At 64.3% G+C, this 18,398-nt stretch carries 16 protein-coding genes; 9 read left to right on the forward strand and 7 right to left on the reverse strand.

All coding sequences use genetic code 11. From position 1 onward, the window contains the following. Positions 1-188: 188 nt before the first annotated feature. A complete protein-coding gene (locus AC0KUR_RS12995; RefSeq protein WP_034187556.1) occupies positions 189-2,438 on the forward strand; it encodes a hybrid sensor histidine kinase/response regulator in 2,250 nt (749 codons plus the stop codon). A 46-nt stretch (positions 2,439-2,484) separates the two neighbouring features. On the opposite strand, the gene AC0KUR_RS13000 is transcribed toward AC0KUR_RS12995, so the two are convergent. Then, positions 2,485-3,039, reverse strand: a complete 555-nt coding sequence (locus AC0KUR_RS13000; RefSeq protein ID WP_034187555.1) for an NADPH-dependent FMN reductase — start codon at positions 3,037-3,039, stop codon at positions 2,485-2,487. 367 nt (positions 3,040-3,406) lie between these two features. On the opposite strand from AC0KUR_RS13000, the gene AC0KUR_RS13005 reads away from it, so the two are divergent. Continuing rightward, positions 3,407-4,006, forward strand: coding sequence for an RNA polymerase factor sigma-70 (locus AC0KUR_RS13005; protein WP_473375987.1), 600 nt, complete (start codon positions 3,407-3,409; stop codon positions 4,004-4,006). Next, positions 3,984-4,199, forward strand: a complete 216-nt coding sequence (locus AC0KUR_RS13010; RefSeq protein ID WP_049036026.1) for a zf-HC2 domain-containing protein — start codon at positions 3,984-3,986, stop codon at positions 4,197-4,199. The genes AC0KUR_RS13005 and AC0KUR_RS13010 overlap by 23 nt, the downstream gene beginning before the upstream one ends. 129 nt (positions 4,200-4,328) lie before the next feature. On the opposite strand, the gene arsC is transcribed toward AC0KUR_RS13010, so the two are convergent. Further along, positions 4,329-4,685, reverse strand: coding sequence for an arsenate reductase (glutaredoxin) (gene arsC / locus AC0KUR_RS13015; protein ID WP_034187837.1), 357 nt, complete (start codon positions 4,683-4,685; stop codon positions 4,329-4,331). A gap of 971 nt (positions 4,686-5,656) precedes the next feature. Between arsC and parA the strand changes: the two genes are divergently transcribed. Beyond that, the gene (gene parA, locus AC0KUR_RS13020; RefSeq protein ID WP_006480195.1) at positions 5,657-6,319 is read left to right on the forward strand and encodes a ParA family partition ATPase; all 663 of its coding nucleotides are present in this window, start codon (positions 5,657-5,659) and stop codon (positions 6,317-6,319) included. Positions 6,320-6,342: 23 nt separating this feature from the next. Continuing rightward, a complete protein-coding gene (locus AC0KUR_RS13025) occupies positions 6,343-7,404 on the forward strand; it encodes a ParB/RepB/Spo0J family partition protein (protein WP_069705640.1) in 1,062 nt (353 codons plus the stop codon). A gap of 92 nt (positions 7,405-7,496) precedes the next feature. Here AC0KUR_RS13025 and AC0KUR_RS13030 read toward each other — a convergent pair whose 3' ends face one another. After that, entirely contained in the window at positions 7,497-8,864 is a 1,368-nt protein-coding gene (locus AC0KUR_RS13030) for a replication initiation protein (RefSeq protein ID WP_034187552.1), read from the reverse strand. Between the two features lie 1,822 nt (positions 8,865-10,686). Between AC0KUR_RS13030 and AC0KUR_RS13035 the strand changes: the two genes are divergently transcribed. Continuing rightward, complete coding sequence (locus AC0KUR_RS13035; RefSeq protein WP_175028850.1) at positions 10,687-11,868, forward strand: DNA-binding protein; 1,182 nt, start codon at positions 10,687-10,689, stop codon at positions 11,866-11,868. A 137-nt stretch (positions 11,869-12,005) separates the two neighbouring features. On the opposite strand, the gene AC0KUR_RS13040 is transcribed toward AC0KUR_RS13035, so the two are convergent. The 3 genes from AC0KUR_RS13040 to AC0KUR_RS13050 form a co-directional block, all read right to left on the reverse strand. After that, positions 12,006-13,025 (reverse strand): tyrosine-type recombinase/integrase, encoded by a 1,020-nt coding sequence (locus AC0KUR_RS13040; protein ID WP_473375988.1) that lies wholly within the window; start codon positions 13,023-13,025, stop codon positions 12,006-12,008. A gap of 102 nt (positions 13,026-13,127) precedes the next feature. Continuing rightward, positions 13,128-13,505 carry a DUF2471 family protein gene (locus AC0KUR_RS13045; protein ID WP_034187550.1) on the reverse strand — a complete coding sequence of 126 codons (378 nt, stop codon included), beginning with the start codon at positions 13,503-13,505 and terminating at the stop codon, positions 13,128-13,130. Positions 13,506-13,653: 148 nt separating this feature from the next. After that, positions 13,654-14,265 (reverse strand): helix-turn-helix domain-containing protein, encoded by a 612-nt coding sequence (locus tag AC0KUR_RS13050; RefSeq protein ID WP_034187549.1) that lies wholly within the window; start codon positions 14,263-14,265, stop codon positions 13,654-13,656. A gap of 161 nt (positions 14,266-14,426) precedes the next feature. Between AC0KUR_RS13050 and AC0KUR_RS13055 the strand changes: the two genes are divergently transcribed. Then, entirely contained in the window at positions 14,427-15,626 is a 1,200-nt protein-coding gene (locus tag AC0KUR_RS13055; protein WP_049036018.1) for a glycine C-acetyltransferase, read from the forward strand. A gap of 13 nt (positions 15,627-15,639) precedes the next feature. Next, on the forward strand, positions 15,640-16,668 hold the full coding sequence (tdh, locus tag AC0KUR_RS13060; protein ID WP_034187547.1) for an L-threonine 3-dehydrogenase: 1,029 nt from the start codon (positions 15,640-15,642) through the stop codon (positions 16,666-16,668). A gap of 382 nt (positions 16,669-17,050) precedes the next feature. Here the strand turns inward: tdh and AC0KUR_RS13065 are convergent, their stop codons facing one another. Continuing rightward, entirely contained in the window at positions 17,051-17,467 is a 417-nt protein-coding gene (locus AC0KUR_RS13065) for a hypothetical protein (protein ID WP_049036016.1), read from the reverse strand. 267 nt (positions 17,468-17,734) lie between these two features. Between AC0KUR_RS13065 and AC0KUR_RS13070 the strand changes: the two genes are divergently transcribed. Further along, positions 17,735-18,340, forward strand: a complete 606-nt coding sequence (locus AC0KUR_RS13070; RefSeq protein ID WP_059559282.1) for a TetR/AcrR family transcriptional regulator — start codon at positions 17,735-17,737, stop codon at positions 18,338-18,340. The last annotated feature ends 58 nt before the right edge of the window (positions 18,341-18,398 follow it).

An 18,398-nucleotide genomic window follows, 5' to 3' on the forward strand; every position in this document is an offset into this window, starting at 1 on the left:
GCGATCATTTTCGAGATAAGCACGCAAAATTTTTCCTTGTGTACGTTTGCGCTGCCGGATTCGTCGCGTTTTCAATCTGACAATCTCCCCCTGTCGGAATCGACAGGATCGCGGCGCGGCGGGGCTGCGCGGCCGGCCGCCGCAACTCGTTTATGATGGCAGGCACCTCCGCTTCGCCCGCCTCTTCGATGACGTCCGACCGGCCCGCCGACTCCCACGCTCCCGCCTCCCCGCCCGCCGATGACTGGCAGGACGACGGCGGCTACGCGTCCGGCGCACCCGAACACGATTTCGCGGTCCGCCGCGTGACGCTGATCGTGCTGCTGGTCGCGGCGATCGTGCTGCCGTGCATCTACGTGGTGGTGATGGCGTACAACGACCTGAAGACGCGCGAGGCCGCCGCGAGCGACGTGACGATGCGCACCGTGCGGGTCGCCGAGGAACACGCGCTCAAGGTGTTCGACCTGAGCGAGACGCTCGACGCGCGCATCGTCGACCTCGTGCAGGACATGGACGACGCCACCGTGCGCGACAAGGAGTCCGACATCCACGAAGCGCTGAACACGATCGGCGGCGGCTATCCGCAGGTGGCCGCCGTGTCGATCTTCGGCGCGAGCGGGATGCTGCTCGCCAACAGCCTCTACTACCCGGCGCCGTACGCGTCGATCGCGAACCGCGACGACTTCGCGGGCATCCGCGACGGCAAGGTCATCGAACACATCTCGCGGCTGATGATGGGTCCGCTCAAGCTCGAGAACATTCCGGTGTTCAACACGGGCGTCGCGCGCCGTCATAGCGACGGTTCGTTCGCCGGGATGGTGTCGATCGCGCTGAAGTCGTCGTATTTCAATGCGTTCTATCGCGACCTGCTCGGCGGCGCGAGCACGCCGATGACGATGGCGCTCGCACGCTCGGACGGCGCCGTGATCGCATCGTATCCGCCGCCGCCGTCGCTCGCGCACACCGATCGCTCGGTCACGTTCGGCGACACGCGCAACGATCCGCGCGCGGGCGTCGTGCGCGTGCGCCACGATGGCGCGAGCAGCGAGATCGTCGCGTACCGCCAGGTCGGCAGCTATCCCGTGTACGTGACGTGCGCGTACCGCACGTCGGCGATCTGGCATGAATGGTACGAACACCTGAGCGTGCTGTTCATCTCGATGTTCGCACCGTCGATCGCGCTGTGGTCGGTGATCTGGCTGTCGCTCAAGCGGTTGAAGGCGGAAGAGGAGGCATGGGATCGCTGGCAGGCCGAAGCATCGATGCGGCGTTCGATCGAGTCGGCATACCGGCAGTCGCGCAAGATGCAGGCGCTCGGCAACCTCGTGGGCAGCGTCGCGCACGACTTCAACAACCTGCTGATGATCATCTCGAGCAACGTGCAGATCGCGCGGCGGCGCGGTGTCCAGCATCTCGACAAGGAACTCGGCGCGATCGAGCGAGCGCTGAAGAACGGGCAATCGCTCACGCGCCAGCTGCTCGGCGTCGCGCGCAAGCAGCCGCTGCACAACGAGACGATCGACGTCGGCCAATGGCTCGGCACGTGCCGCGAACTGCTGAAGACGTCGCTCGGTTCGAAGTCGTCGCTGGTCGTCGCGATCGAGCCCGGCGTCTGGCCGATCCGTGTCGACGTCGCGGAACTCGAGCTCGCGGTGATCAACCTCGCCGTCAACGCACGCGACGCCATGGCGGCCGGCGGGCGCTTCACGGTCGGCGCGCGCAACGTGACGCTGCGTCGCGAGGACGGCTTCCCGCTGACCGGCGACTTCGTGCAGATCTCGCTCGACGATACGGGTTCGGGCATGGCGCCCGACGTGCTCGCGCGCGCCTTCGAGCCGCTGTTCACGACCAAGGCGCCGGGGATGGGGACGGGGCTCGGCCTGCCGCAGGTGTTCGCGTTCTGCGAGCGCTCGGGCGGCCTGGCGACGATCGACAGCGCGGTTGGCGCCGGCACGTCGGTGCGCCTCTACCTGCCGCGCGCACGCGCCGAGGACGTCGTCGCGCGGCCGCAGGCCGTCGCGCACGATGCCGGTTCGGGCACGCTCGCCGGCCTGCACGTGCTGCTCGTCGAGGACAACAGCGAGGTCGCGGCCGGCACGGAAGCGCTGCTGTCGCTGCTCGGGCACCGCGTGACCTATGCGCCCACCGCCGACGACGCGTTGCGCCTGATCGAAGGCGCGGCCGCGAACGACGCGTTCGACCTCGTGATTTCGGATATCCACATGCCGGGCCGCCTGAACGGCATCGACCTCGCGGAAGCGGTCGACAAGCGGCCGGGGAAGTTGCCCGTGATTCTCGTCACGGGTTATGCGGAGGAACTCGACCGCACGCGCACCGTCAACGTCCGCGTGCTGTCGAAGCCGTTCGACATCGCGCTGCTCGACGAAATCCTGCTGGGCATCCGTGAGGCGCGCGACGCACGGCACGCCGGCGCGTGACCCCGCTGCATGCGGGCCGGCGCCGGCGGCGGGGCGGGCGTGACGCTCAGGCCGATTTGAGCAGGCGCACCCAGCCCGCGTAGCGATCGACGAAGCCCTGCAGGAACTTGCGGGTGTCCTCGCTGACGATCTGGCCTTGATCGTCGATACGGGCGGGATCGTGCTTGATGAACATCTCGGGCTGACCGAGCGTCTTCACGTCGAGGTACGCGAGCACGTTGCGCAGGTGCTGCTGCGCGAGCGCGGTGCCCGCGGCGCCCGGCGACGTGCCGAGCACCGCACCCGGCTTGCCCGACCACGAGTTGGAACCCCACGGGCGCGAGCCCCAGTCGAGCGCATTCTTCAGCACGCCGGGAATCGACCGGTTGTATTCGGGCGTGACGAACAGCAGCGCGTCGGCGGCTTCGATCGACTGCTTGAAGCGCTTGGCGACGTCCGGGAAATCCGCGTCGTAGTCCTGGCTGTACAGCGGCAGTTCGCCGATCTCGACGAACTCGAACGAAAAATCGGCGGGGGCGAGCGAGATCACGGCGTGCGCGAGCGCACGGTTCGTCGAAGTACGGCGCAGGCTGCCGACGACGACCGCAACACGATAGGACATAGCATTCTCCTTCCGGTGAGTGAGGAATCGGATCGATTGCTTCCGAATGGGCGACAAAGGTCTGTTTATAGGCAAGCCAGCCCGCGAGCCGTCCCACGGGGCCGTCCGGCCGACTTTCCACAAGGTTTTCCACAGAAATTGTGGATAACTCGACCGTTATGTTCCGACGTTACAGATTGCCCGCCGCGCGACGCCGTCGACGCGCGAGCCGGGGTTCGGCAAGCATAGCGCAGCCGGCAGGCCGGTTTCGTGAAATCGTGACGGAACATGCGTTGCGGGCAAGCGGCGCGCCCAGTAAGCTGCTCGCACCGCGATGCGCGCGCTCTGTCGCGCAGGCGCGACCGTTTCGACACACTGCAACCCAGACATGCCGTCCGCCTACGACGATCCCGTTTATCTCGCACAACTGCGGCGCGACCTGCTGCGCTTCGCGCGACTCCAGCTCCGCGATGCCGACGCGGCCGAAGACGCCGTGCAGGAGGCACTGACCGCCGCGTGGTCGCACGCGGGCGATTTCGCCGGGCTGTCGGCTCACAAGACGTGGGTGTTCGGTATCCTGCGCAACAAGCTGCTCGACGTGCTGCGCGCGCGGCAGCGGACGGTCAACCTGTCCGCGCTCGACGCCGAACTCGACGGCGAATCGGTGCTCGACCGCGAACTGTTCAAGGAAAACGGGCACTGGGCCGCGCATGCGAAGCCGCGACCGTGGCCGAAGCCCGAGACGCTGTTGCAGCAGCAGCAGTTCTGGACGCTGTTCCAGGCCTGTCTCGACCACCTTCCGGAACAGATCGGGCGCGTGTTCATGATGCGGGAGTTTCTCGACGTCGAGATCACGGACATCTGCAGCGAATTGACGCTGACGACGAATCATTGCAGCGTGCTGCTGTATCGGGCGCGCACGCGCCTGCGAACCTGCCTGAGCGAAAAAGGGATGACGACCGAAGATGCTGCCGGGGAAATGTACTGACATCACGCGACTGCTGTCGGATGCGCTCGATCGGCATCTGACACTGCACGAGCGACTGCAGGTGCGCGTGCATCTGCCGACCTGCAGCGGATGCAGGGCCTATCGCGGACAGATTTCGCTGTTGCGGACGGCCGCGAAAGCGGCGGCGGGGCGGGCGCCGGACGATGACGGTGCGCCGTCCGGTGAACGCTAGGATCCGGTTCGTCGTGTTGCCGCCGTCGTTCGTCGCGTCGCGGGCGGCCGATGCCCGGCGATCGCGTCGGCGTCGGATGCCGGTGCGAACGTCGGGCTGATGCAATAAGAAAAATACGCCGGGTAATAATTATTCGAACAGCGCCTTCACCGATTCGGGCGGCCGGCCGATGGCCGCCTTGCCGCGGTACACGACGATGGGCCGCTGCAGCAGAATCGGGTGCGCGGCAATCGCGGCATAGGCTTCGGCGTCGGTGAGATCCGCGCGAGCCAGATTCAGCGCCTTGTACGGCTCCTCGCCATCACGCAGCATGTCGCGAACCGGGCGGCCGAGCTGCCGATGCAGCGTTTCCAGTTCCTCGACCGTCGGCGGCGTCTTCAGGTACTCGACGACGTTCAGCGGCGTGCCGGCGGCATGCAGCGACTCGACCAACGCAAGCGTCTCGCGCGACTTCGAGCATCGGGGGTTGTGGTAGATCGTGATCATCATTCAGGCCTGGAGGGTAGAGCCCGGTATTGTAGCCAGTCTGTGCTGGGGGCCCCGAAGGTGGTCAGGGGGCGATCGCGAGTGGGCTTGTGTATCGCCGCGGCGATCGGACAGGTGGCGCCTCGTCGATGCGAGCCGCGAGAGGGGGGTGCTATCCGGAGAACTCGAGTCAAAGAATGGATGTGTTTATGCGCATAAAGTCGGCAGCGTGCGATCGCGGGATGAGGCGCGGGATATGCGAGCCAATGCATCGAGGCTCCCTTTGCATTGAGAGAGGGGGCGGGGAATGGCGTGAGCCGCTTGGTTTATGCGCATAAATTCCGCTCGCCGAAGGAGGTGCGTCGCGATTCACGGCATGGTTGCATGTCGATACTCCACGGCCTCGATGGACCGCCGTATCGATATGCGGCTTGGCCACGGCATCATCGCGCATCGGACTCAGGCGGAGACTGCGCGTGGCCCGTCGCTCATCGCCATCGAGCGTCACCGGTTTATGCGCATAAACGTGTCGCGCCTGAACAGGCCGTCGCATCGATGCCGACGCGCTCAAACCACACGCACCATCAAGGCCGCACGCTTGGTCAGGGTACGCCGCTCACGCCCCTCGCTCGTGAACGACAGCCCATTTGACCTCGATGTTGATCCGCTCGATCCCCGCCGAGTTTATGCGCACAAACTCCCCGACTCTCTGGCAAGCGTCCCCCCATCCATCGAAAGGGCAGTGCTTCGGGACATCGTAGCGCGCACCCACCCATCTCGCTGACATCGATCGCCGCGACACATCCATCGAGTAGTCCATCGACATCGCCAGGCATCCGCCACACGATCCGATCGAGCCATCGATCTCCTCCGTCCCGTTTATGCGCATAAACCGATAGCCCGAATGGCTAATGCGTAGTTGTCGAACGACAATTTCATTGAAATTCAAATATCGTCCTGTAGAATTCCAACGACCAAAACAGGAGTGAAAATTGGCCGCGGAAATCATTGCAGTCACTCAACAAAAAGGCGGCGTCGGCAAAAGCACGATTGCCATGCACCTCGGCGCCGCGTTCCATGAAAAAGGGAAGCGCGTCCTCGTCATCGACGCAGACCGTCAAAACACGCTGGTTCACTGGTCGAGCGCATCCGGCGACAGCGACAACGGCATCCCGTTTCCGGTCGTCAACCTCGCCGAAGCCGACGGCCAGATCCATCGCGAGATCAAGAAGTTCATCAACGACTACGACATCATCGTCGTGGACTGCCCACCGTCGATCACCGAGAAGGTGTCCGGTGTCGTCCTGCTCGCCGCGTCGATTGCCGTGATCCCGACTTCGTCGTCGCCGGCCGACTACTGGTCGAGCGTCGGGCTGGTCAAGCTGATCCAGCAGGCGCAGGTCATGAACGAAGACCTCCGCGCGGTCTTCCTGCTGAACAAGACCGAAGAGAAGCGCATGCTGACCCGCGAGCTCAAGCGCGCGCTCGAGGAACTCGGCTTCCCGTTGCTGAAAACGCAGATCCCGACCCGGGAAGCGTACAAGCAGGCGATGGCGCTCGGTCAGACCGTGCTGCAGATGAACGATCGCGGCGGCAAGCTGGCCGCCGCCGAAATTCGCGCATGTGCCGACGAAATCGTCGCCATGCTGCCCTGACTTTATGCGCATAAAGGAGTCACATGAAACCTTCCCAATTTGCCAAAGGATTCCAAGCGCGCCCGGATATCACGACGAGCGAGAAGCGCACCGCGCTTGATCGGCTCAATGCGATCGACGGCATCGTCAAGTCCGAGACGCCCACGCCGACGCCGACCAAATCCGCAAAGAAAGACATCGCTTCGCCGCCTGCTCCGGAATTCACGATCGATCCGTCGATCGACGAGTCGCCGCAATATCGTGCGTGGCGCCTCGAGAATCGTTACGCACCGGGCCAGGTGATCGAGCTGTCGCTGAAGGCGATCAAGCACAGCCCGTTCAACCCGCGGCACTTCTATCTGAAGGCGTCGATTGCCGAACTCGCGGTCAACCTCGCGAAGCAGGGGCAACAGCAGGCGATCCACGTGATTCCGGATTACGACAATCCGGGCACGTATTTCGTCAGCGACGGCGGTCGCCGCGTGCGGGCGCTCAAGGAAGCGAACAAGGAGTCGGTCAAGGCGATCGTGATCGACGTGCCGATCGGCATCCAGAGCTACAAGCTCGGCTACGACCTCAACGTCCAGCGCGATTCGCAGACGGTGTTCGACAACGCCGTCGTGTGGCGCCGCTTCCTCGACGACAAGCATTTCCAGAGCCAGAAGGAGCTCTCCGAGCACCTCGGGCTCGACGAGTCGACGGTGGCCGTTGCGCTGTCGATCGGCAAGCTGCCGGAAGCGATCATGCAGGAAATGGTCGCGCGTCCGGACCGCTTCGGTTCGAACATGGCGTATCAGGTCGGCCGCTATCACAATGCGCGCGGGACCGAGGCGACGCTGCGGCTGATCAACAAGATCGTGTCGGACGATCTCAGCACGCGCCAGGTGTCGGACATCGTCAAGGGCCGCGTCGCGGCGCAGGAAACGCCGAAGGCCGCGGGCCGCCAGCGCTATGCGCAGCGTCTCGAGATCAAGCTCGGCGGCAAGTCGGTCGGCGACCTGAAGTCGTATGGCGAGGATCGCATCGAGTTGCGCCTGCGCGGCCTCCCGAAGGACAAGCGCGACGCGATTCTCGAGCAGCTCGAGCGGATGCTGTTGTCGGAGTGATGGAAACGGCCGGCAGGGCCTGGTGAGGACGCCGGGCCCGCCCGATCGAGGGTCGGGGCCGGCGGCGGCCCGTCAGCGGGCCTGAGCGGGCCTCAGGCGGCCCGCGACTGGTTCAGCGTGAACGACAGCAGGTCGCCGTCCGTCGGCTCGCCCCAGGTCTTCTGGGCCAGCCAGTCGAAAAAGGCCGTCTCGGCCAGCTTGGAATCGAGGCCGCGCTTGCGCCAGTCGTCGCGCAGATGCGAACCCATCGTCGGCAGCGCCTCCGCTTCGAACGATTCGCGCGCCACTTCGCGCTCCGCGTCGCCCTGCTCTTCGTACAACACCTTCGCTTCCTTGCGGCGGAACGCCGAGAACTCGCTCAGCAGGCGCGCCTTCAGGTCGTCAGGCTGGGCCGCCGCGACCTTCGCGGACGGCGTGCCGGCCGGCAGCGCATCGACCGACTCGACCGGCGGCGCATACCCCTTCTTCAGCGCATCCTTGAACAACGCCGGCGCGCTGCGCACCGGCGGCAGCGTCGTGCTGCGCATCCGCTGTTCGGTCATCTGCAGTGCGGCGCGAATCCGGTTCTCCTCGCTGTCCGCATAGAGCGTCTGCGCTTCCTTCAGCGGGATCCCGAGCTTCACCATCCGGTCGACCAGCGTGCTGTCGAACACGTTCGGGTGTTCGTCGAGCGCGAGCATCGGCTGCTTGCGCTCGGTCACGCGGAACTGGATCTCGGCCACCCGGCGTCCTTCGCGGTGCTCGATCAGCTCGACGAAGATGTTGGTGACCGCGTTGACTTCCGCGATCGCGGGGCGCAGGTAGTCGCGCTTGAAGTACTTGTACTCGCGCTTCGCCTCGTCGCCGGCTTCCGTATCGGGCGTACCCGACAGGATCGGCCGCCACCATTCCCACGGCTCGCGCATCGTCAGGTGGCTCGGGTTCGTCAGGTAGCGCACGCAGATCTCGTACAGTGCGAGACCCGCGCTGCTGCGCAGCTGGCTCTGGAACTGCAGGCTCAGGCGCGCGTACTGGACCGGGTCGAGCAGTTTCTTCTTGATCTTCGGCGCGAACGAGAATTCGACCCACACGCGGCGGGTCGTCGGATCCTCGAGAATTTCGGCGTCGGCGATCAGCGTCGAGATCCCCCACTTGCGGCCAGGCTTCTGGCTCGACGTCCCCGTGCTCCATTCGACCTGCACCGACACCATGCGGCGCAGGTGTTCCTTCACCAGTGCGGTGTCGTTCGAATCGAAAGCGGAGTTGGCAACGATGTCCGACAGCAGCGCGCGGTAGGTATCGCCCGAGTCGTCGGCCTGCTGCGCGACGGCCAGCAGGACATTGAACAGCTTGCGAGTGAGGAGCGTGATCTTGCCGCTTTTCGGCTGAATGGCAATCGCCTCGACGGCCTTGCGCAATTCGGCGGAACTGGCACTCACCACATCCACATCGGTTTTCTTGGCGCGCTTCGTCGTGGCCATACGTCGGGTCGGAGGTGAAGTTTCCCGGAAGGATAGCGCCTGCGGTGATGTGCGTCCAGAACGACATGCTCACCATAGCCGGTGAAGCACGCGTGCAAAACAGCACTCACCCCAGCGACTCCCGAAAACCCTCACCGGTCCGTCATTGCGGCGTTCCGGACTCTTCCAGACGTGCCGCGGGATGCGCGGATTCACAGAATTTCACCTGTGCTCGACACGTGCGGGATTCGCTCCCGTATCGGCTCACCTTTCGATTTGTCGTAATTTTGCGACTTCACGGCCGGGGGTTCGGCACAGGGTTGCGATTGCCTTGCACCCTGCGTTCCGGATCGCCTCGCGGCGGCCTGTATGCATGTACAGGCGCGGCTCGCGGGAAGATCGGAATCGGGTCCGGCGTTCGACACGGCGCCGTCGAAACCGGCTCGTGCGGCCCGATCGGGCCTGATTTGCAGGTCCGGGCGCGCATTGTACAGCGGCCCAGTCGGATCAGGTCCCGAAAATACTCACCTTGAGCACAGCTTGTTCTTTTACCTGGATGCCGACGAAGGCCCGACTCACGCGGGATTGATCGGTACCGCCTCCCGAAAACGCTCACCTTGCCGAAAAAAGGCTGTGCGTCGACAGGCACCGGAATGGCTCCCGAAAAACCTCACCGTAACCACCGCGGTATCAAAAACCTCAATGCGTTCCGATACTTATGCACAGAAGGCATTTGGCTGTGCGCGGTAGATGTCCCCCGAAAAGCCTCACCTTTCGGCGGGAATCCTTCATACGACGACCCTGGGTCTGCCCCCGAAAAATCTCACCTGTGCCAAAAAGTGGCACAGCAAAAACGAGATTTCTTCCAGTCCTGGCGGGCTTTTCGGCGAATTCGGCCGCTCAAGGGTCCCGAAAAGACTCACCTTTGCCCATTTTTCGGGCAAATTCCATTCCCGAAAAGTCTCACCTGTGAGCGAGCGCACAGCCTGTGATCCATGCCCCGAAAAAGCTCACCTCAGCGGGATCAGGGCAGGAAAACCCGGATTTCCCTCCCGAAAAACCTCACCTTTAGGGCATCACGGGCCCCTGAACGCACTTTTGCTGTGCAAAATGGCGCTCGGTTCCCGGAAATCCTCACAGCAAAATCTCGCGGAGTCCCGTGAAACCTCACCTTTCGCCCAAACTGCCTAAAAGATGGGCAGAATCGGGGCGCAAAGAAGGTCCCGCAAATTCTCACCTGTGTCTGCACAGGCAGAAAACTGTGCAGTCAGGCAGCGCGCGGGTTCTGTGGCTGTGCGGCCCCGAAAACGCTCACCTTTGGGAAATCTCGTGTTTCACTGTGATCCCGAATCCGCTCACGACCTTTCCTGCAACGGCTCACGCTGCTCCCTGAACCCCATCACGTCGGCTCCCGCAGACGATCACCTTGGCTCCCGTAAAACTTCACCTTGTCGGCTGGAAAGCCTTGCTACATAAGGCTGTGCCGTGGCGTTAACGTTTTTAACTAAGGGTTCAAGGGTGTTTACTTCTAATACTCTCAAGACATCGGCTGACGAGTTTTCCACAGACACCCCAACCCCTGAACACCCGCCGGCAAACGGATCCGTCGGCATGTGAAACAAATGCCCAGATTCGGGGTCCGCAGGAAAATGCTTGTACAACAAAGACTTGGCTGCTTTTCTTCGCTTTGTTTCACGGAATCCCGAACCACATTCGTCCGGATAGGCTCACAGACCCGCTTTCTGTGCATTACGACGTAAATTCACCACGCCTGCACAAAATTGGTATCAGGAAATACGTATTTCGTTATGATTGCCACACTTCAACGTTTGTGAGCCTGGTCATGACCCTGGATGAAATGCGCCAAGTCATTCGCGACGAACTGGAATCGCTGCGTGCCAGCGGTGCACGTCGTCAGGAATTGTCGCTGCATGCATGCAAGCGGTTGTTCTTCGATCTCGGCATCCGGCCATCGGCCGCCAATGTCCGCGATCTCACCCAGACCGGCAGCGCCAGCGACATTCCGAAAGACATCGATCATTTCTGGGAGCGCATCCGTTCCGCGTCCAAGATTCGGCTCGACGGTGCGGCGATCCCGAAGGCCGTCGAGGAAAAAGCCGGTGCATTGCTCGGCGCACTCTATGAAGAAGCGCTGAAAGCCGCGCGCGACAGCCTCGATGGCGATCGTGAACAGGTTCGCGCCGGCATGGCCGACGCCGAACGGCGGTTGCGCGACGCAACCATCCGCCAGGAGACGCTGGAAGAGGCGCTCGCCCGCGGCGAAGCCCGGAACGAGCAACTGCAGGCCCGCGTGACCGAACTCGAAGTTCAACTCGTGTCGCAATCGACGCACGGTTCGGCAAGCGAAGCCACGTTGCTCACCACAATCGCCCGACTGGAAAAGGAACTGGCCGCGGCAGCGGCCCGCATCGACACCGAGCAGGCGCAAAACGCTGCGTTGCGCGACCGGATCGATGCATTGCAGGCCGAATTGCAGCAGCGCACCGAGCACTACGCGCAGCAAATCAAGGACGCCGTGGCCGAAGCCGAACGCCGCGTCAAGCCGATGCTGGTCGAGCTGGACTCGTTGCGCAGCATGGCGTCGAGCTATCAGAGCGGGTTACGCGACGTTCAGCGCAAGGAATTCGATTTTCTGCAGCAACTGAGTTCGGCCAAGGCCCGCGCGGACCGGCTCGAAGAACAGCTGCGCACCCAGGGCGATGAGCTGGAACGCGCGACTCGCGACGCGAATGCGCTCCGCGCGAGCCGAGGAATGAATCCGGAAATCGCCGCGCTGATCCGGCGCCTGGCGGATGCCGGGCAGCTGGATGCGGAAGCGTTTTCCGCGATCGGCACCGCACTGGATCAGGACATTCCGGTGCCGGCCGAGTGTCCGCATTGCGACGGGGAACCCGAGCTGTCACACAGTGAAGAAGGGTTTGAAGTGGCGTGTCCGGAATGCGAACACGCGTCGGGCGCATGGCCGTCCCGGTTCGAAGCCGTCGCGCGTTTTGCGCGTTCCTGACCCGAAGATCGGCAGGGCCTGCACAGGTGAGAGGATCCGGGACGCTTGAGGTGAGGTTTTTCGGGAGCCGTGAAACGGTGAGGCTGCGTCACGCAAGGCTGCTCACGGATCGTGTCGCGTGAGCAGCCGTTTCCGGATCAGTGAGTTTCGTCGCTATCGGTTGCGTCACCGTTGTGCGCGGCCAGGCCATCGCGCCAGTTTTTCCACGCGCGATGCAGGCGGTTCGACGAGACCGGCCGCATGAAGCCCAGCCATTTACCGACGCGCTCGGGTGGCACATCGTGTTCGAACAGTTCGGCCGCATAGGTATTGCGCAGCGTTTGCGGGCTCGCACGCGCGGTGCGCGATGACGTGAGCCCGGCCGATTCGACGATCGCGTCGATCGCGCGCAGCATCGTCGCCTTGTGCATCGGCCGCCCGGCGTGCGATGCCGGGAACACGAGCTCTCCGGGGATGTCCTGGCGCTTGCGTTCGGTGAGCCATGCCTCGAGCAGCGCGATCGCAAACGACGCCAGATGGGTCTCGCGCGCGTAATCCGGATGCGCCGCCTCGATCCGCAGCGACGTGCCGCTCGTATTGATGCAACTAATCGTGAGTGCCCGCGCTTCGCCGGTCTTGATGCCGGCGCCGAGAAACGCGGCGACGAGCGCCCGGTCGCGCCGTTCTTTCCAGTACGCGGAACCCGATACGCCGATCGGCGAAAACAGATAGGCGAGCAGCGTCGCGCGCTCGGCCGGGGTGAGGAAGCCGGTCGGCTCGTTGTCGCGTGCCTTGCGCCAGTTCGCTTCGCCATCCTGAGCAATGAAGCGGGCCGGGTTCGTCGATGCGTATTCGGTGCGCCGGATGTGGTCGAGCACACGCTCGATCAGGCGCAGATAGCGCATGCGCTGCGTTTTCCTGATCGGCAGCTCGCCGACGAAGTTGGCGATGGTTGCCGTGTCGACCGTTGCCAGATTCTTTTGATGTGCACGCATCCACGTGAGAAAGGCGCCCCATTGCGCGCGATAGACGTCGGCCGACGAGCGACGATAGTCCTGCATCGCAAGCCATGCGTCGAACGCGGCTTCGGGCGAGATGATCCAGTCGGATGCGCCGCGGTCGAACAGATCCGGTTCTTCCGGGCGTGCGGCGGTGCCGGGCGAGGTGGGAAGGGACATGGTATTTATTCCGTTAGTTGCGTATATGGTAGCCCTTTCCGCAACGTCTCGGGCAGCAGGAGGCTGAACCGGCCGCCGTGCGCAACGGCCGGGGCTCGGCCATCAGTCGCCCCACGCCTTGGACGGACGATGAGCACGCTCGCGAGGCGCCTTGTCGTGCGACGCGGCCGCGGCTTCATACGCGAGGACCGCGAACGAAAAGACGGCGGGCAGCGCATTCGAGCGCCCGAAGTCGATGGGGTCGTCCGTTTCGGGAAACGTCATGTCCGACGGTCGTTCGAACAGTTGACGCATGCCGGCTTCGTGCCGGCTGGCAAAGCCGAGGTCGGCGAGCGCCTCGGCTTCGATCGCGTGCAGCAGGCGCCACGTGAGCGGCACGCGCTGGCGGATGTAGCGCCCGGCGATATGTCGGACGATCAGTTCGAGATCGTGCGCGGCAGCCTTGAAGCTGAGCGCGGCCAAATCTTGTTCTTCTGTCATTGCAGGCTCCTGTCGACCGGGGCGGGCGCCTCGGTGCGCCGGCTCCGGCCCGTGCATGGCGGAATGTCCGTATACTGTACAAACATACAGTGTTTTCCGCAACTGGCCTGCATGGCCTGCATGGCCTGTTGGCCAGCTATCCGTGCCGTCAGCGATGGATCACGATCAGCAGTGCCCGCGCTTCGGCCTTGCCGGGGTTGCGGATCGCGTGCGGCTCGTCGGCCGGGTAGCGTGCGGTGTCGCCCACTTTCAGGCGCCGGCTGGCCGCGGCGGCTTCGATTTCCATCGCGCCCTGCAGCACGGTGAGGTGCTCGCGCGTGCCGGGTTCGTGTGCGTTCGATACCAATGCACCGCCGCCCGGCAGCGTCAGTTCGTACCACTCGAACTTGCCGGCGAGGTCGATCGGGCCCCATACGCGCAGCTGGTACCGGCCGTCGTGGCCGGCGAGCGTCGGAATGTCGTGCGGGCCGTCCACACGGATCGTCTCGGGCGCCTTCGGCTGCGAGAACAATTCGTCGAGCGTGATGCCGAGCGCATTCGTCAGCCGCCACGCGACGGCGATCGTCGGGTTGGCCTTGTCGCGTTCGATCTCGGAGAGCATCGATTTCGATACGCCGGCCGCGCGCGACAGGTCGTCGAGCGTCAGCTTGCGCTCGTTGCGCAGCCGCTGGATCTGTTCGCCGACACGCGGCGGTGTCGCGGCCGGCGGCTGCGGTGCGGCACCGGCAGGCGTGCGCCGCGATCCGGGGGAACTTGCCATTTGGATTCCGTTCGCTTAGAGTTGTTCGATATTTCGAATTCTAGTTCGGAATATCGGATAAATGCGGTCAACCGAACGACCGACTATAACAGTAGCAGGCCGTTGCGCCGCCGCCACGAGCGGTGCGCTGCGGAATGCGAATCCCTGTCAGGAGCTTTGCGATGCGTGATGCCTTTCTCGCCCAGGTGCGCGGGACGCTCGACCAGATCCGCGCGGACGGTTTTTACAAGACCGAGCGCGAGATCGCGAGTCCCCAGGCGGCGGCCGTGACGCTCGCCGGCGGTGCCGGCGTGCTCAATTTCTGCGCGAACAACTATCTGGGTCTGGCGAACGATCCGCGCCTGATCGATGCGGCGAAGGCCGGCCTCGACCAGGACGGCTTCGGCATGGCATCGGTGCGCTTCATTTGCGGCACGCAAACCGTCCACAAGCAACTGGAACGCGCGCTGGCCGCGTTTCTCGGCACCGAGGACAGCATCCTCTATTCGAGCTGCTTCGACGCGAACGGCGGGCTGTTCGAGACGCTGCTCGACGAGAACGACGCGATCATCAGCGATGAGCTGAACCACGCGAGCATCATCGACGGCATTCGCCTCTGCAAGGCGAAGCGCTTCCGCTACAAGAACAACGACCTGGCCGACCTCGAGGCGAAGCTCAAGGAAGCCGACGCGGCGGGCGCGCGCCACAAGCTGATCGCGACCGACGGCGTGTTCTCGATGGACGGCATCATCGCCGACCTGAAAGGCATCTGCGATCTCGCCGATCGCTACGGCGCGCTCGTGATGGTCGACGATTCGCACGCGGTCGGCTTCATCGGCGCGCACGGCCGCGGCACGCCCGAGCACTGCGGCGTCGAAGGCCGCGTCGACATCATCACGGGCACGCTCGGCAAGGCGCTCGGCGGCGCATCGGGCGGTTATGTCGCCGCGCGTCGCGAGGTGATCGAACTGCTGCGCCAGCGCTCGCGTCCGTACCTGTTCTCGAACACGCTCACACCGAGCATTGCCGCGGCATCGCTGAAGGTGCTGGAACTGCTCGGCAGCGACGAAGGCGCGAAGCTGCGCGCGCGCGTGCGCGAGAACGGCGTGCGTTTCCGCCAGCAGATGACCGAAGCGGGCTTCACGCTCGTCCCCGGCGCGCATCCGATCATCCCGGTGATGCTCGGCGACGCGCAGCTCGCGACGAACATGGCCGACAAGTTGCTCGATGAAGGCGTCTACGTGATCGGCTTTTCGTTCCCGGTCGTGCCGCGTGGCCGCGCGCGCATCCGTACGCAGATGAGCGCCGCGCATACGCCCGAGCAGATCGACCAGACGGTCGCCGCGTTCGTGCGCGTCGGCCAGTCGCTCGGCATCATCTGACGGAGGCGCGACCATGAAAGCACTGGCAAAGCTCGAACGCGGCCCCGGTCTCACGCTCACGCGCGTGAAGCGTCCGGAAGTCGGCCACAACGACGTGCTGATCAAGATCCGCCGCACGGCGATCTGCGGCACCGATATCCATATCTGGAAGTGGGACGACTGGGCGCAGAAGACGATCCCCGTGCCGATGCACGTCGGTCACGAATACGTCGGCGAGATCGTCGAGATGGGGCAGGAAGTGCGCGGCTTCGCGATCGGCGATCGCGTGTCCGGCGAAGGGCACATCACGTGCGGCTTCTGCCGCAACTGCCGCGCGGGGCGCCGGCATCTGTGCCGCAACACGGTCGGCGTCGGCGTGAACCGCGAAGGCGCGTTCGCCGAGTATCTGGCGATTCCGGCATTCAACGCGTTCAAGATTCCGCCGGAGATCTCCGACGATCTCGCGTCGATCTTCGATCCGTTCGGCAACGCGACGCATACGGCGCTGTCGTTCAACCTCGTCGGCGAAGACGTGCTGATCACCGGCGCGGGCCCGATCGGCATCATGGCCGTCGCGATCGCGAAGCACGTCGGCGCGCGCAACGTCGTGATCACCGACATCAACGACTACCGGCTGGAACTCGCCCGCAAGATGGGGGCGACGCGTGCGGTCAACGTCGCACGGGAGTCGCTGCGGGACGTGATGGCCGACCTGCACATGACCGAAGGCTTCGACGTCGGTCTCGAGATGTCGGGTGTGCCGAGCGCGTTCACGAGCATGCTCGAGGCGATGAACCACGGTGGCAAGGTCGCGCTGCTCGGCATCCCGCCCGCGCAGACGGCGATCGACTGGAACCAGGTGATCTTCAAGGGGCTCGAGATCAAGGGCATCTATGGCCGCGAGATGTTCGAGACCTGGTACAAGATGGTCGCGATGCTGCAGAGCGGCCTCGACCTGTCGCCGATCATCACGCATCGCTTCGCGGCCGACGATTACGAGCAAGGCTTCGCCGCGATGCTGTCCGGCGAAAGCGGCAAGGTGATTCTCGACTGGACGGCCTGAGTCGAGTATCGAGACGGGGCAGGGCGGCGCGTTTGCCGCCTGCCCCGCTTTCGTTGACATGCACATGGTCGGCATCGACGTGCGTGATTCAACGCTTGAGGTGAGACTATTCGGGAGCTGTGTTTGCGGGCGCGAATCGCACATCGGTGACTTGCGATTGCCCGTTCGCTTCACCTGTCAGCCTCTGCTTCGCTTCTTCCGTTTACGCCGTTCGGCGCCTGCCCTCCCTTTCCACGTGCTTCCCTGCTTCGCTCGCCGAGGGCTCGTTCGCGATGCGCCGCCTGCGAGGCCGAATCGAATCGCGCCATCAACCGTGAGCCTGCGAACGTCGTTGCGACTCACTCATACGCGTCGCGCACGGCGTTCGACGGTGCGCGGATCGCTACCTGCTTTCTTCACCCTTCAACCATCGCGGTTCGAGCTGAAGATTCAGCACGACGAGCCAGCGTTTCGGGCATTGCGGCGCAACGTCAACGGGATCGCCGTGTGCACCGGGAACGGTGACGAACCCGTGCTGCGCCGCGTACCGATACGCGCGCAGGGCATCCGCCTGCAGCCAGAAGCTGACGAGCGCGCACGTCACGAAACGGAATAGCAGCACCGTTGCGGCGTCCGGCGCGAAACCGGCCGCGACCAGCAGGCGGTCGAACGCGAACGTCAGCACATGCGCAACCGCGATCGTGACGATCGTCAGCTTCATCACGCCGCGCAGCCGCAGCGCAGCACGCACGCGCGCCTGGCGGACGTCGAGCGGTGCGCGATCGTTGCCGCCGTCGCGTTTCGGCACGTCGTGCTTCATGACGCGGCACCTGCTTGCCGCACGACGACGCGGCCGACGAGCCGCTTTGCATAAGCCGCATGAGCGCGCGCGGGGCGCGCGGATTCCGGTCGCTGCATGATGTCCTTGTGCCCAGACAGGGTGACCGAAGTGTAGTGAGCGCCCCGTATCGCCTTCAAGAAAAAATGTCGTAAACGCGCGCCGTCAGGCCGCGCTTCAGCCCTTTCGCCGACAGGGCTTTTTCACACGGGGGTTGACGATGGAGAACGATCGTTCTACCGTAAACGCATGAACCCATCTCACGACTCCTCCGGCGAACCGGGTGTTCGCGACCGGCTGCTCGACGCGGCCGAAGCGCTGATCTATTCGGGCGGCATCCACGCAACGGGCATCGATGCGATCGTCAAGCGATCCGGCGCGGCACGCAAGAGCGTTTATTCGCATTTCGAATCGAAAGAGGCGCTGGTGGTCGCCGCCCTCGAACGCCGCGACGAGCGCTGGATGCGCTGGTTCGTCGATGCCACGCAGGCACGCGGCAAGGCGCCGCGCGCGCAGCTGCTCGGCATGTTCGACGTGCTGCGCGACTGGTTCGGGCAGCCCGACTTTCACGGCTGCGCGTTCCTGAATACGTCGGGCGAGATCCCCGACGCCGACGATCCCGTGCGTGTCGTCGCGCGCGAGCACAAGGCACGGCTGCTGGCATTCGTGCGCGCGTGCTTCGATGCGTACGCCGACGAAGCCGGCATCGAGCGCCGCGGGCTCGCCCGCCTCGCGCGCCAGTGGCTCGTGCTGATCGATGGCGCGATCGGCGTGGCGCTCGTCAGCGGCGATGCAAACGTCGCGCGCGATGCGCGCGCGACGGCTGAACTGCTGCTCGATACCGTGTCGCGGTAGCCGACGCAGCGAATTCGAACCGGCTGCGTTCGTTCGCGGCCAGAACCTGAACAGGAGC

It is taken from the genome of Burkholderia sp. YHN3-13, assembly GCF_055810675.1.